Origin of the sequence: Streptomyces sp. NPDC058000 (genome assembly GCF_042886435.1) — a bacterium.
Taxonomy (GTDB): domain Bacteria; phylum Actinomycetota; class Actinomycetes; order Streptomycetales; family Streptomycetaceae; genus Streptomyces.
The window spans coordinates 162,336-178,020 of record NZ_JBHVQS010000007.1; the positions used below are offsets into that span (position 1 = coordinate 162,336).

Sequence of the window (15,685 nt, forward strand, 5' to 3'; positions counted from 1 at the left end):
TCACCGCGGCCGGCTGGCAGCGGGTGCTCCGGGAATCCGGCTACGACGAGGTGTGGCGCCCGGTCGCCGAACCGGACGCGTTCGGCGAGGTGTTCGCCGCGCAGCGGCGGCCGGCCGGCGTCCCGGCACCCGACGGGACCCGGCTGCTGACCCGGGAGTGGGAGCCCGCCGAGACCACCCCCGGCCGGCCGCCGGCCGCGGTGGCCGTCCTCGGCACCGGGCCGGCCGCCCGCCGCCTCGCCGACGCCCTGCCGGGCGCGGTACCGGTCGGATCCGTGGCCGAGCTCGACGACCGGTTCGAGGCGCTGGTCGACCTCGGCGGCGTCGCGCTCGCGGACTGGCTGCCGGTGCTCCAACGGATGGCCGGACGGCCGGCGTTGCTGCTCGGCGTGGGCACGGGGGACGCCAGGGCCGGGCTCTACCGGATGCTCCAGAGCGAGTACGGCCGGATCCGCTCCCGCTACCTGGAGGCGGACCCCGCCGACCCCGACCTGCCCGCGCTGCTCGCCCGGGAACTGGCCGACGGCGGCGACGACTGCGACGTCACCTACCGCGACGGGACCCGCCACCGGTCCGTGCTCGCCGAGCTGCCGGCCGCCACCGGCGCCCCGGTCCGCTTCCCGGCCGACGAGCCGCTGCTGATCACCGGCGGTACCCGGGGCATCGGCCTGGCGCTCGCCCGGCACGCCGTCGACGCCTGGGGCGCCCGCACCCTCGTCCTGACCGGGCGCGAGCAGCTTCCGCCGCGCGAGAGTTGGGACCGCTACGGCCCGGACACCGCGCTCGGGCGGAAGCTCGGCGGACTGCGGGCGCTGGAGCGCGACGGGGTCCGGCTGCGGGTCCTCGCGCTGCCCCTGGGCGAGGACGCCGCCGCGGTCCGGGAGGCGCTGGCCGGGATCCGGCGCGAGTACGGGCCGATCGGCGGTGTGCTGCACGCCGCGGGGCTCGTCGACCGGGACAACCTCGCCTTCGTCAGCAAACCGACTGAGGCGGTGCGGGCGGTGCTCGCGCCGAAGACGTCCGGACTCGACGCCCTGGTCGACGCGCTCGCCGGCGACCCGCTGCGGTTCGGTGTGCTGTTCTCCTCGGTCGCCTCGATGGTCCCCGCGGCGGCGGTCGGGCAGAGCGACTACGCGATGGCCAACGCGCACCTGGACGCCGTCGCCCGCCGCGCGCCGCACGGGCTGCCCCTGGTGAGCGTGGCCTGGCCCAGCTGGCGGGGTGTCGGCATGGGCAGCGAGCGGCCCGGGCCCGGCTACCAGGCCACCGGCCTGGGCGAACTCTCCGAGGCCGAGGGCCTGCGCCTGCTCGACCACATCCTGTCCACCGGCGCCGGACCGGTGGTCCTGCCGGCGATCGTCGCCCCGGACTGGACACCGCGCGCCCTGCGCAACCGCCGGCCGGCCGCCCCGGCGCCGGCCCGCCCCGCGGTCGCGGCGGCGGCCGGTGCGCGGGACGGCGGGGCGCCGGCGACCGGGACCGGGGAGGCGACGCAGGAGGCGCAGGAGGCCGGGACCTGGCTGCTCGGCCTGCTCGCCGAGCAACTGGGCTTCGACCGCGAGCGCCTCGCGGCCGACGTGCCGATCGCCGACTACGGCACCGACTCGATCATGATGGTGCAGATCCTGCGCCGGGTCGGCGGGGAACTGGGCGTCGAGCTCGACCCGTCGGTCCTCGTGGAGCACCCCACCGTGGAGTCCTTCACCGCCTGGCTGGCCACCCACCACGGCCCGGCCCTGGCCCGGACCTTCGGCACGGCACCGGCACCGGCGGCCCCAACTGCCGCTGTTCACCCTGCAGTTGCCGCCGTCGCCCCGGCTCCGGCCGCCGTTACGGTGCCCGTCCCGGCGTCCGCCCCCATGCCGGCCCCGCGACCGGAGGCGTCCGACGGCGGACCGTTCGACGTCGCGGTCATCGGGATGTCCGGCCGCTTCCCCGGCGCCCCCGACCTGGACGCCTACTGGCAGCTGCTCAGCGCGGGACGCTCGGCGATCGCCCCGGTGCCGGCCCGCCGCTGGGGCGGCGAGACCGGATACACCGCCGGCCTGATCGACCTGGACGGATTCGACCCCGCCCACTTCCACCTCTCCGACAGCGACGCCGCCGCGATGGACCCGCAGGCGCTGCTGCTCCTGGAGGAGGCCCTGTTCGCGTTCTGCGACGCCGGCTACGGCCCCGCCGAGCTGAAGGGCCGGGAGATCGGCGTCTACGTGGGCGGCCGCACCCGGCACGCCCCGGACGACGTGACGCTGGGCCGCAGCCGCAACCCGGTGGTCGCGATCGGCCAGAACTACCTGGCCGCCAACCTCTCCCACTACTTCGACCTGCAAGGCCCCAGCACGGTCGTGGACACCGCCTGCTCCTCCGCGCTCGTCGCCCTGCACCACGCCGTCCAGGCCATGCGCTCCGGCGACGTCGAGGCGGCCGTGGTCGCCGGGATCACGCTGCTCCCCAACGCCGACGGGCACCGGCTCTTCGACCGCCGCGGGCTGCTCAACACCGGGCCGGAGTTCCACGCGTTCGACCGGCGGGCCCAAGGCTTCACGCCCGCCGAGGGCGTCGGCGTCCTCCTGCTCAAGCCGCTCGCCGCGGCCGAGGCCGACGGCGACCGGGTGCACGCGGTGATCAAGGGCGTGGCGGTCAACAACGACGGCCGGACCGCCGGACCGGCCACGCCCAACCCGGCCGCACAGCAGCGGGTGATGGCCCGTGCGCTGGCCCGGGCCGGGGTCGCCCCCGACGACGTCGCCTACATCGAGACCCACGCGGCCGGATCCCAGGTCCCGGACCTGATCGAACTGAAGGCGATCGCGGCCGTCTACCGCGCCGGTTCCGACACCCCCTGCTCGCTCGGCTCGGTCAAGCCCAACATCGGCCACCCGCAGTGCGCGGAAGGCATCGCCGGCGTCCTCAAGGCCGTCCTGATGCTGCGCAACCGCCAGATCGTGCCGTTCCTCAGCGGCCAGGAACCGCTCGCCCACTTCGACTTCGAAGCGGTGCCGCTGCGGTTCGCCCGCACGCTCACGCCCTGGCCGGACGCGCCGCTGGTCGCCGCCGTCTCCAGCTTCGCCGACGGCGGCACCAACGCCCACGCGATCCTGGCCGGCCGGAGCGGCGGCGCGGGCGCGACGCGGGTGCCGCTGGCCCGACCGCGGTTGCAGCGGCGCCGGTTGCCGTCCGGGGACACCGAGCGGTTCGCGATCGTCGGCATGGCCGGGCACTACCCCGGCGCCGCGGACCTCGTGGACTTCTGGGAGAACCTCAAGGCGGGCCGGGACAGCGTGTCCGAGGTGCCGGCCGGGCGCTGGACACCCGCCGGGGACACCGAGTCCCGCTGGGGCGGATTCCTCGACGACGTCGACCGGTTCGACGCCGACTTCTTCCGGATCTCCCGCCCGGAGGCGGAGATCACCGACCCGCAGGAACGCTGGTTCCTGCGCACCTGCTGGGAGGCGATCGAGGACGCCGGGTACACCCCGGCCACCCTCGCCGAGGCCAAGGGGCCGGACCGGCGCCGCGCGGTCGGTGTGTTCGCCGGGACCATGCACAAGGACTACACCCTGGTGGCGGCGGAGGCGGCCACGCCGGTTCCGCTGAGCCTCAACCAGGGCCAGATCGCCAACCGGGTCTCCTTCTTCGGCGACTTCCACGGCCCGAGCATGACGGTGGACACCCTCTGCTCCTCCTCGCTCACCGCGCTGCACCTGGCGGTGGAGAGCCTGCGCCGCCGGGAGTGCGAGGTGGCCCTCGCGGGCGGCGTCAACCTCTCACTGCACCCCGGCAAGTACCGCACCTACGGCGCGGTCGGCATGCACTCCTCGGACGGCCGCTGCCGCTCCTTCGGGGAGGGCGGGGACGGCTACGTGTCCGCGGAAGGCGTCGGCGCGGTGGTCCTCAAGCCCCTCGCCGCCGCGGAGGCCGACGGCGACCACATCTACGCCGTCGTCGCCGGGTCCGCGGTCAACCACGCCGGTGCGGTCAGCGGGTTCAGCGTGCCCAGCCCGGTCGGCCAGGCCGCCGTGATCTCCGCCGCGCTCGCCTCGGCGGACGTCGACGCGCGGTCCCTCGGCTACCTGGAGGCGCACGGCACCGGCACCTCGCTGGGCGACCCGATCGAGATCCGGGGCCTGGCCACCGCCTTCGGCAGGGACACCGACGACACCGGGTTCTGCGCGCTGGGGTCGGTGAAGTCCAACATCGGGCACGCGGAGGCCGCCGCCGGGATTGCCGGCCTGACCAAGGTGGCCCTGCAACTGCACCACCGCACACTGGTGCCCTCGCTGCACGCGCGGACCGTGAACCCGCTGCTCGGCCTGGACGGCACACCGTTCCGGCTCCAGCGCGCGGTCGAGGCGTGGCCCGCGCCGACGGACGGCCCGCGGCGCGCCGGACTGAGCTCCTTCGGGGCCACCGGGGCCAACGCCCACCTGGTCCTGGAGGAGTACCTGCCGGCCGCCCCGGCGCCCGCGGTAACCGCCGGCCGACCGGCGGAACCCGTCGTGGTGCCGCTCTCCGCCCGCAGCGAGGACCGGCTGCGGGTGATGGCCGCCCGCCTCGGGGAGGCGCTCAGCACGGCCGACGACCGGCCGCTGCGCGACGTCGCGCACACCCTCCAGAGCGGCCGGGCCGAGTTCGCCGTCCGGGTCGCCTTCGTGGCCCGCACCACCGCCGAACTCCTCGGTCAGCTGGCGGAGTTCGCCCGGTACGGGGTGCGCCCGACGGGGTCCGGAACGGAGCCGCACACCACGGCCCGGCGCTGGGCCGAGGGCGCCCCGGTGGACTGGGCCGCCCGGTGGGGAACGGACCGTCCGCGCCGGGTCAGCCTGCCGGCCTACCCGTTCGCCGGAGAACGGCACTGGGTGCCCACCGACCGCACGGACCACTCGGCGGACGCGCCGTCCACCGCGCCGTCCACCGTGCCGGACCGGCTGCCCGCGGATCGGGCGGACCGCCCGACGGCCGCGCCCGGCACCGCCCCGGTCGCCCCGCCCGTCGTCCCGCCGGAGGGACTGCTCACCGTGGTGCGCTGGGTGGCGTCGGAGGCGGTGCCCGCCGCCGGGCCGGCACCGCGCCGGGTACTGATCGTCACCGATGCGCCGGGCGCCACGCTCGCCACGGCCCTGGCCGACCACTACCGGCGCTACGGCGGCGCCACGGAGGTGACCGAGCGCCCCCTCGACGACGCCTCCGCCTTCACCTTCGCCGGACCGGCACCCGACCGGGTCCACCTCGTCGCGGGCCCCGGCCCGCTCGGCCCGGACACCGCGGCCGCGCCCGAACTCGCCCTGCTCCGCCTGGTCAAGGCCCTCCGGCAGGGCGACCCCGCCGCGCGCACGGACCTGTCCGTCGTCACGCAGGACACCCAGTCGGTCGATGGGGAGCCCAGCGCGGCGCGCGGTGCCGGCCTGGCGGGACTGGCCTACTTCCTGGCCCGCGAATCCGGGCGGTTCGCGGTGCGCAACCTCGATGTGTCGAGCGCCGAACTGGCGACGCCCGACGGCCGCGCCGCGGTGGCCGCCGCGGTGGCCACCGAGCCCCCGGCCCCGGCCGGCGACCTCATCGCGCTGCGCGCGGGACGCCGGTACCGGCAGGAGGTCGTCCCGGTGGCGCCGGCCGAGGCGGCGCAGGCGGGACTGCCCGGCATCCGGCCGGGCGGCAACTACGTCCTGGTCGGCGGCAGCGGGTTCGTAGGACGCATCATCAGCCGTCATCTGATCGACCGGTACGACGCCAAGGTGGTCTGCGTCGGGCGCCGCCCGCAGAGCGACCCCGCGGTGCGCGCGGCCCTGTACGACGACCGGATCGGCTACGTCCAGGGCGACGTCACCGATCCGCGACAGGCCCGGCAGGCGATCGCCGCGGCGAAGGCCCTGCTCGGGGAGGTCCACGGGGTGCTGTTCGCCGGCGCCACCCGGATCACCGGGGCGCCGGGCGCCCTCGCCGACCTCGGCGAGGACGAGTTCCGCGCGCACTACGAGGTGAAGGCGGCGGGCACCCGCCACCTCTACGAGGCGGTGGCGGACGAGCCGTTGGACTTCCTCTGCTACTTCTCCTCGGCCCAGGCGTTCGCCTTCGGCGGAGCCGGCACCCACGCCGCCTACGCGGCCGGGATCACCTCCGCCGACGCGTTCGCCCGCTCGGTCGGCCGGACCGCGGCGTTCCCGGTCGGGATCGTCAACTGGGGCGCCTGGCGGGCCTCGTTCGGCGAGGCGGCCCGCGACTACCCGACGCTGGGCTTCCTCGACGACGGCGAAGGAGCCGCCTGCTTCGACACCGCGGTGCGGCTGCTGCGCGCGGACCGGCACCGCCAGGTCATCGGGATGCGCGCACCGGCGGCCCGCCCCGCGGCTCCGGCCCGCCCCGCGGCATCGGCCGGACCGAGCGCGGCCGGACCGAGCGCGGGCGGCCCGTCCGGGGCCGCCGACCGGCGCCCGGAGATCCGCCGGCTGCTGGTCGAGCGGCTCGCCAGGACGCTGCGGGTGCCGAAGGAGGACCTGTCGCCCTCGACGGCCTTCGCCGATCTGGGCGTCGACTCGATCACCGGCTCGACGTTCGTCACGCAGATCGCCGACGAACTGGGCGTCGAACTCAACGCCGCCGCCCTGTACGAGTTCTCCTCCGTCGACCGGCTGGCCGACCACCTGACCGGCCTGCTCGGCACGGCCGACGCCCCACCGGAGCCCACGGCGCCACCCGCGCCGCAGGCGCCCGCAGCACCGCCGGCGCCACCCGCACCGGACGACTTGATCGTGACGTTGGAGGCACGTTTCGCGGCCGGAGAGCTCTCCGCCGCGGAGGTGCTCGACCTGCTCGACGCCGAACTGGCCACGAGGGAGCAACGATGAGCAGCGCGAACTTCCGGGACATCCTCGACGGCTACGCCCGGGGCGCGGTCGGCGCCGAGCAGGCACGCGGTCTGCTGGACGCGCACCGCCCGGCCCCGGAGCCGACCCCCGCCCCCCCGGCGGCCGGCCACCCGGACCGTCCGCAGATGCTGGACGTCGCCGTGATCGGCATGTCCGGGCAGGTCCCGGGGGCGGCGGACACCAGCGAGTTCTGGCACCGCCTCACCGAGGGCCGGGTCACCTACGGCGAGCTGCCCGACCACTACCTCGCCCCGGACGACCCCGGCGGCTACCGCTGGGGCGGGGCACTGGCCGAACGGGACTGCTTCGACGCGGAGTTCTTCGGCATCCGCCCGCACGAGGCGGACCTGATGAGCCACCACCAGCGGCTGCTGCTCCAGGAGAGCTGGCACGCGCTGGAGGACGCCGCCCTCGACCCGAAGCAGCTCGCCGGTTCCCGCACCGGACTGTTCATCGGCGCCGAACCCACCGGCTACCCGCACGAGTCGTTCACCGGGGCCTCCGACGCGCTGGTGGCCTCCCGCCTCTCGTACTTCCTCGACCTGCGCGGCGCCGCACTGGTGGTCAACACCGCCTGTTCGTCCGCGCTGGCCGCGGTGCACCTGGCCTGCCACAGCCTGCGGTCGGGGGAGTCGTCCCTCGCGCTGGTCGGCGGCGTCAACGCGGGCCTGGACGCGCGGGGCCTGGACCTGCTGGTCGAGAGCGGCGCGATGTCGCCCAGCGGACAGTGCCGCACCTTCGACGCCGAGGCCAACGGCACCGTCTACTCCGAAGCGGTGGCCGTCGTCGTCCTCAAGCGGCTGTCCGACGCGCTCGCCGACGGCGACCACGTCCACGGCGTGATCCGGGCGACCGGCATGAACCAGGACGGGGCCAGCAACGGCATCACCGCCCCCAACGGGGCCGCCCAGGAGGAACTGGTCGTCGACGTCTACCGGCGCTTCGGGATCCCCGCCGAGCGCGTCGGCTACGTCGAGGCCCACGGGACCGGCACCGCGCTCGGCGACCCGGTGGAGGCCAACGCGCTGGTGCGGGCGTTTCGGCGGCTGACCGACGAGCGGGCGTTCTGCACCATCGGCAGCGCCAAGGCGCACATCGGCCACACCGGCGCCCCCGCGGGAGTCGTCGGACTGATCAAGGTCCTGCTGTCCATGCGGCACGGCCGGCTGGTCGGCATGCCGACCCTGCGCACCCTCAACCCGCTGATCGGCTTCGAGGGTTCGGCCTTCGTCCCGGACGAGACGGCCCGGCCGTGGCGGAGCACCTCCGGCGCCCCGCTGATGGCCGCGGTGAACTCCTTCGGGCACAGCGGGACCAACGTCCACGTGGTCGTCGAACAGTACGTGCCCGCCGACGCGGCGGACCGTACCGGCGACGACGGCGGACCGCAGATCGTCCCGCTGTCGGCGCGCACCACCGAGCGGCTCCGCGCCACCGCGGACGTCCTCGCCGCGCATCTGGCGGCGCCCGCAGCCGGTGCGCCGCCGCGGCCCGCCCCGCAGCCGGTGGCGCCCGCGCAGGTGTGCGCGGTGCTGGCGGACGTCCTGGGCGTCGCCGCCGACGAGATCGACCCGGACGAGCGCCTGGACGCCTACGGCGTGCGTCCGGAGCAGTTCGCCCGGTTCGGCGAGGCCCTGGAGGTCGCGTTCGGCCCGCGGTTGGACGCCGACGCGCTCCACGAGGGCCGGACCGCCGGCGACGTGGCGCGCCTGCTGGCGGCGGTGGACGCCGCCGGGGACGCCGACGGCGAGCGGTCCGGCGCCGTGGACGCGGGACCGTCGCTCGCGGATGTGGCACGTACCCTCCAGCTCGGCCGGGCCGAACTCGCGGCGCGCGCCGTGCTGGTCGTCCGCGACCGGGACGAACTCCTCGCCGGACTGCGGGCGCTGGCCTCGGGACAGGAGCTCCCGGAGAACTGCTGGCTGGGCGAGGCCGACGGACGGGGCGAGGTCGTCCGGCTCTTCGCCGACGACGACGAGCTGCGCGACGCCGTGGGCAAGTGGCTGGAGCGCGGCAAGTACGCGCAGGTCGCGGAGTTGTGGGTGCGCGGCGGCCCCATCGAGTGGCGCCGGCTGCACCGTGGCGGAGCGGGGCGCCGGGTGCCGCTGCCCGGCTACCCGTTCGCCAAGGACCGCCACGGCATCACCGCCGCCGTACCCGCCGCACCGCAGCCCCTCCGGCCGGTGGCCGAGCGCCGCCCCGAGCCGCCGGCCCCGGCCCAGGCCGCGCCGTCCGCCGCGCCGCGGGGCGAGCAGCGCCCCGAGCGGCTGGCCCCGGCGCTGGAGGAGCGGATCGCGCGGCTGGCCACCGAGCTGATCGGTGCCGCCGACGGCGAGGTCGACCCCACGGAGCAACTGGACCGCTACGGGATCGACTCGATCACCCGGACGCGGCTGAACCAGCTGCTGAGCGAGGCGTTCCCGGCGGCCTCGCGGACGCTGTTCTTCGAGTTCGCGAAGGTCGAGGGCGTGGCCGGGCACCTGGTCGAGCTGTTCCCGGACGCCTGCCGGGACTTCCTCGGCTGGGGTGACGCGGCCGCCGTGCCCGCCGCCGGGACCGCACCGGCCGTCGAGCCCGCCCCCGACGTCGTTCCGGTCCCGGTCGCCGCGTCCGCCGAGACCGCCACAACTCCCCTACGTGCCACGTCAGTTGACGAGGTCACGGCGGAAGCGGACGCCGCCGCGTCCGCGGAGGGCACCACGGACGACGCCGACGCCGACGCCGACGTCGAGGACGGGATCGCGATCATCGGGATGAGCGGTTCCTTCCCGGACGCGCCCGACCAGCACCGCTACTGGCAGCTGCTCATGGACGGACGCTCGGCCGTCACCGAGATCCCGCACCGCCGCTGGGACTGGCGGGAGCACTACGACCCGCGGCCCGAGGGCGCGGACGTGGTCCGCAAGAGCCCCTCCAAATGGGGTGCCTTCCTGGACGGCTTCGACGCGTTCGACCCCGCGCTGTTCCAGTTCACCGACCAGGAGGCCCGCAACACCGACCCGCAGGTGCGGCTGTTCCTCCAGGAGTGCTGGAAGGCACTGGAGGACGCCGGCTACGCCCCGTCCAAGCTCCCCGCCGACGTCCGCGGACGCATCGGGGTCTTCGCGGGCGGCGCGAAGCACGGCTTCACCCGGTTCGGCTCCGAAGGCCGGCTGGAGATGCCCCGCACGTCCTTCGGCGACATGGTCAACCGGGTCTCCTTCCAGTTCGACCTCGGCGGACCGAGCAAGGCCGTGGACACCGCCTGCTCCTCGGCGCACGTGGCGCTGCACGAGGCGGTCGAGAGCCTGCGCTCGGGCCGCTGCGACCTGGCCCTGGCCGGGGCCGTGAACCTCTACCTGCACCCGTCCACGTACGTCGAACTGGCCACCGTGGGGCTGCTCTCCGACCGTTCCGACTGCGCGTCGTTCGGCGCCGAGGCCAGCGGCATCGTCCCCGGCGAGGGCGTCGGCGCGGTGCTGCTCAAACCGCTGCGGCAGGCGCTGCGCGACGGCGACCCGGTGCGCGCGGTGATCCGCGGCAGCGCCGTCAACCACAACGGGCGGACCATCGGGTTCACCAGCCCCAGCGCCCAGCGGCAGGCCGAGGTGATCCGGGCGGCGCTGCGCGACGCGCGGATCGACCCGCGGACGGTCGGCTACGTGGAGGCCACCGCCAACGGTTCGGAGATCGGCGACGCCGTCGAGATGACGGCGCTCACCCAGGTCTTCGCGGACCGGCCGGACGCCGACGGGCAGTTCCGGATCGGCTCGGTCAAGCCCAACATCGGCCACGGCGAGGCGTCCGCCGGCATGGCGCAGCTGTTCAAGGTCGTGCTGGCCATGAAGCACCGCACCCTGCCCCCGACCAGGCTCCCGGCGGAGTACAACCCGGCCATCGACCTCGACCGGCTCCCCTTCGCACTGTCCGGCACCCCGGTGTCGTGGGACCGGGTCGTCGTGGACGGCGTCCCGGTGCCGCGCCGGGCCGGGATCACCGGCATCGGCGGCGGCGGGACCAACGCGCACCTCGTGGTGGAGGAGGCGCCCGAGACCCCGGCCCGCGCCCGCGCGGCCACCCGCGGACCGGTCCTCTTCACCCTGTCGGCACACACTCAGGAGCGGCTCGGGGCCTACGTCGACACCTGGCTGGACTTCCTCCTGGAACAGCCCGCGATCGACCTCGCGGACCTCGCGTACACCCTCCAGGTCGGCCGGATCGACCTGACGCACCGGCTCGCGGTCGTCGTCTCCGGCGTCGAGGAGCTCCGCGGACACCTCACCCGCTGGCGCCGCGGCCGGCCGTCCGACGCGGTGTTCGCGGCCACCGCGGCACGGATCGACACCACCGGACTCGACGCCGCCGTGCGCGAACGGGACCTCGGCCGGGTGGCCGACCTGTGGGCGCGCGGCGCGGCGGTCGACTGGACCGGACTGCACGGCGCGGAAACCCCCGCGCGGACGTCCGGACTGCCGACCTATCCGTTCGAGCGCCGGCTCTGCTGGGTCGACGACACCACCCCGGCGACCCGCCCCACCGAGGTGACCGGCCCGGCCACCGGCCAGGGGACGACCGGCCATCCGCTGCTGACCTCCGCGGTCCCGCTCGCCGACGGCCGGACGGTGTTCAGCGGCGACGTATCGCTCGCCACGCACCCCTGGATCGCCGACCACGCGGTCTCGGGCACGGTGCTGTTCCCCGGCACCGGCTTCGTGGAGATGGCGCTGCACGCCGGAGCGGACCTGGGCTGCGGACGGCTGGAGGAACTCACCCTTGAGGCGCCGCTCACCCTGGCGGAGCAGGGCGGCGCGCGGCTCCAGATCGTCGTGCAGGCCCCCGACGCGACCGGGGCCCGGCCGGTCGAGGTCCACTCGCGGCCCGCGGACGGGCCCGGCGGGACGGACCCGGACCAGGACCGGCCGTGGACCCGGCACGCCGCCGGACTGCTCGTCGCCGGCGAGCCGGACGCCGGCTTCGACCTCGCGGTCTGGCCGCCGACCGGCGCCGAACCCGTGCCGGTGGACGACTACTACCAGGTGATGGCCGACGCCGGTTACGCCTACGGCCCGGCGTTCCGCGGGCTGCGCGCGATCTGGCGGCGCGGCGACGAGGTGTTCGCCGAGGCCGTGCTCGACGACGAGCGGGACGCGGGCCGCTACGGCCTGCACCCCGCGCTGCTCGACTCGGCCCTGCACGCCATGGGCTTCGGCGGCTTCGTACGCGACGGCGGCGGACTGCTCCCGTTCTCCTGGTCCGGTATGCAGCTGTTCGGCAGGGGAGCCGCCACCGTGCGGGTGCGGCTGACGGGCGCCGGCACCGACGCGGTCTCGGCCGCGGTCGCCGACGCCGCCGGCCGCCCCGTGGCCGTCCTCGACTCACTGGTGCTGCGCCCGATCTCCGGCCGCCGCCCGGGCCCGGTCCGCCAGGCCCTGCCCGAGGACCTGCTCCACCTGGACTGGACCCCGCTGCCGGTGGCCGCCACCGGCCCCGGGACGTGGAGCCTGGCCGGCCCCGACGAACTGGGCCTCGCCGCCGACCTGCGCCGCGCCGGCCACGCCGAGGCCGACGCCGGTGCCGGCGGGACGGCGCTGCTGTCCCTGTCCGCCGGGCGGCCCGACGACCTGGCCGCCGGCATCCGGGCCGCCACCGCACGGGTGCTCGGCCTGGTGCAGGACTGGCTGGCCGACGAGGGCCAGGCCGCGGCGCGCCTGGTGGTGGTGACCCGGCGGGCGGTGTCCACCCACGTCGGCGAGGACGTCGACGACCTGGTGCACGCCCCGGTGTGGGGCCTGCTGCGGGCCGCGCAGGCGGAGAACCCCGAGCGGCTGCTCCTGGTCGACGTGGACGGTGCCGAGGCGTCGACCGCCGCGCTGCCCGCGGCGGTCGCGGCGGCCACCGCCGCCGGTGAGGCGCAGCTCGCCCTGCGCGCGGGAGCGGCGACGGTGCCCCGGCTGGCCCGGCTCGGTTCGGACGGTGCGCTGGTCCCGCCGGGCGACGGCACCGCCTGGCGCCTGGACACCGCCGGCGCCGGCACCCTGGAGAACCTGGCGCTGCTGCCCTGGCCCGCGGCCGAGGCACCGCTGACGCCCGGTCAGGTGCGGGTCGAGGTGCGGGCCGCGGGCCTCAACTTCCGCGACGTCCTCGGCGCGCTCGGCATGTACCCCGGGGAGCTGACGCTCGGCGCCGAGGGGGCCGGAGTGGTCACCGAGGTCGGCGCCGAGGTGTCCCACCTCGCCGTCGGGGACCGGGTGATGGGACTGTTCCCCAGCGGCCTCGGCCCGATCTGCGTGGCCGATGCGCAGACCGTGGTCCGGATGCCGCGCGGCTGGTCCTTCGAGCAGGCCGCCGCGGCTCCGGTCGCGTTCGCCACCGCCTACTACGGCCTGGTGGACATGGGCGGCCTCAAGGCCGGCGAGGCGGTCCTGGTGCACGCCGCCGCGGGCGGCGTGGGCATGGCCGCGGTACAGCTCGCCCGGCATCTGGGTGCGGAGGTCTTCGCCACCGCGAGCGAGGGCAAATGGGACGCGGTACGGGACCTCGGCGTCCCCGACGACCACCTGGCCTCCTCCCGCGACCTGGGCTTCGAGGAGAAGTTCCGGGCCGTCACCGGCGGCCGCGGCGTGGACGTGGTCCTGGACTCGCTGGCCCGTGAGTTCGTCGACGCGTCGCTGCGGCTGCTGCCGCGCGGCGGCCGGTTCGTGGAGATGGGCAAGACCGACATCCGCGACGCCGCCCAGGTCGCCACCGCGCACTTCGCCGTCCGCTACCGGGCGTTCGACATCGTGGACGCCGGGCCCCGGCGGATCGGCGAGATCCTCGCCGAGATCGTGGACCTCTTCGAACGGGGCGTCCTGCACCATCTGCCCCGGCGCACCTGGGACCTGCGGCGCGCCCCGGACGCCTTCCGGTTCATGAGCCAGGCCCGCCACGTCGGGAAGATCGTCCTGACGGTGCCGCGGCGGCCGGACCCGGCCCACACCGTGCTGATCACCGGCGGCACCGGCACCCTCGGCGGCATGCTCGCCCGGCACCTGGTGACCGAGCGCGGCGCCCGGCACCTGCTGCTGCTCAGCCGCCGCGGCCCGGAAGCCCCCGGCGCGGCCGAGCTGACCGGCGAACTCACCGCCGCCGGGGCCCGGGTGACCGTGGTGGCCTGCGACGTCGCCGACCGCGACCGCCTCGCGGAGGTGCTCGACGCGCTGCCCGCCGAGCATCCGCTCGGCACCGTCGTGCACACCGCCGGCGACCTCGACGACGGGGTGTTCGACGCGCTGACCCCAGACCGGCTCGCCCGGGTGCTGCGGCCGAAGGCCGAGGGTGCCTGGAACCTGCACGAGCTGACCCGCGGGACGGACCTGGCCGAGTTCGTGCTCTTCTCCGGCGCGGCCGGTGTGCTCGGCAACCCCGGCCAGTCCAACTACGCCGCGGCCAGCTCCTTCCTCGACGCCCTCGCCCAGCACCGCCGGGCGCAGGGGCTGCCGGGCACCTCCCTGGCATGGGGCTACTGGGAGCAGGCCACCGGCCTGACCAAGCACCTCAGCGACGGCGACACCGGGCGGATGGCCCGCGGCGGTCTGCTGCCGCTGCCGTCCGCGGACGGGCTCGCACTGTTCGACCTGGCGCGCGGCGCCGACGCGCCGCTCCAGGTGCCGATGCGCCTGGACCTGGCCGCGCTGCGCACCCAGGCCGACGCGGGCGCCGGCCATCCGCTGCACCGCGCACTGCTGGAGTCCGTGCCCCGGGCGGCGTCCACCGCCGCGCCGGACAGCGGCGCCGGCGCAGGTCCCGCCGGCTTTGACGGGCCCGCCGGCCTTGACGGGCTGGCCGACCTTCCCGAGGACGAGCAGTACGCCGTGCTCCTGGAGTTGGTCTGCCGGCAGGTCGGCTCGGTCCTGGTCGTCGACCCGGCGACGGTCGGTGCCGACGCCGGCTTCGTCGAACTCGGCCTGGACTCCCTGACGGCGGTGGAGCTCCGCAACCGCCTCAACCGGGCCACCGGCCTGCGCCTACCGGTCACCCTGGTCTTCGACCAGCCCGCGCCCGGTGCGCTCGCCGCCTACCTGCGGCAGCGGCTCACCACGGGGCGCGGGGCCCGCAAGCCCGCCGCCCCGGCCGCGCCCGCCCCGGCTCCGGTCGCCGCCGGATCCCCCGCGCAGGCCGCCGACCGGGAGGCGCCCCCGGCCCCGCACCGGCTGCTGCTCGCCGGCGCGGACCTGGAACAGCTCGGCGCCGTAATGGAATTCGGCTGCCGCGACACGGAAGCGCTGCTCGCCGTCGCCGCCGACCATCCGCACCTCGTCGTGCACGGCGTGACCGGCGACAAGGAACTGGTCGGCACCGCCGAGCGGGAGATCGACGCACGCGGCCTGGCGGACCGGACCGCGATGTGCCACGCCGGCGGCCCGCTCGACCCCTTCCCGGGCACCTACGACCTGGCGTACACCGTCGGCGGCTGCTACCGCGTCGAGGACAAGCACGCGCTCTTCGCGAACCTGGACGCGGCGGTCGTGGACGGCGGCCAGGTCCTCCTCGCGGACGTCCTGTGCACGCTCAGCGGCGACCTGGTCGACGCCGGCGCCGGGATCAGCGTCCCCACGGCACGTACCTGGGCCGAGGTGTTCGCCCGGAACCGGTTCGTGATCGAGCACCTGCTCCCGCACGACCCCGCGGACCCCGACACCGACCCCGACCTCGCCGGGCCGCTGCGGCACGGCTGGATCGGACACCGCCTGTTCCAGCTGCGCAAGCAGACCTCCTCGACCGAGGAGGAGCGCCTGCGGACCAACCGGGCACACCTGGCCGAGACCACCGCGCAGCCGCGCGCCCCGCGGAGCTGAAGG

Annotated in this window: 2 protein-coding genes (1 of these 2 running past the window's edge); both read left to right on the forward strand. The window is 76.1% G+C overall.

All coding sequences use genetic code 11. From position 1 onward, the window contains the following. On the forward strand, positions 1-6,845 hold the 3' end of the coding sequence (locus ACFVT2_RS10580) for an amino acid adenylation domain-containing protein (protein WP_390014805.1). Its footprint begins 16,540 nt before the window's first position; 6,845 of the gene's 23,385 nt are visible here — the last part of the coding sequence; its start codon lies beyond the left edge, outside the window; the stop codon is at positions 6,843-6,845. Further along, positions 6,842-15,682, forward strand: coding sequence for an SDR family NAD(P)-dependent oxidoreductase (locus ACFVT2_RS10585; RefSeq protein WP_390014808.1), 8,841 nt, complete (start codon positions 6,842-6,844; stop codon positions 15,680-15,682). The genes ACFVT2_RS10580 and ACFVT2_RS10585 overlap by 4 nt, the downstream gene beginning before the upstream one ends. The last annotated feature ends 3 nt before the right edge of the window (positions 15,683-15,685 follow it).